Source organism: Kitasatospora putterlickiae, assembly GCF_039527695.1.
Lineage (GTDB): Bacteria > Actinomycetota > Actinomycetes > Streptomycetales > Streptomycetaceae > Kitasatospora > Kitasatospora putterlickiae.
Genome location: NZ_BAAAKJ010000161.1, coordinates 1 through 453 on the forward strand (window position 1 = coordinate 1; position 453 = coordinate 453).

General features: G+C 80.6%; 1 protein-coding gene. It reads right to left on the bottom strand.

Annotation, left to right across the window (positions count from 1 at the left end):
- A partial coding sequence (locus tag ABD308_RS16670) for an MFS transporter (protein ID WP_344334986.1) occupies positions 1 to 413 on the bottom strand: 413 nt, incomplete at its 3' end.
- Positions 414 to 453: the final 40 nt, after the last annotated feature.

Here is a 453-nt window from a genome sequence, read left to right on the forward strand (position 1 = left end):
AACTGCCCGGTGAACAGCACCACGGCGGTGCCGAGCACGGCGAGCACGGGCCGGGAGAGCGCGCCGCGCAACTGCCCGGCGAGACTGGCGGCGCCCATCGCGGCGGTCGGTGGCACCGTCCGCCGGACGGCGAGCAGGGCGAGCGCGCCGAGGACGGCGACGGCGGTGAGCGCGGCCCGCCAGCCGAGCGACTGCCCGACCAGCGTGCCGAGCGGGACGCCGAGCACGGTGGCGACCGAGATGCCGCCGAAGACCAGCGAGATCGCCCGCCCCTGCCGGCCGGGGCCGGCCAGGGCGACGGCCACGCTGGTGGCGGCACCGACGATCACCCCGTGGGCGAGCCCGGCCGCGCAGCGGGCGGCCAGCAGGACGGCGATGTTCCCGGCCGCCGCCGCCCCGGCGCTCGCCGACACCCCTGGCACCGGCACGGCCCCCGCCGCCCCGGCCCCGGAC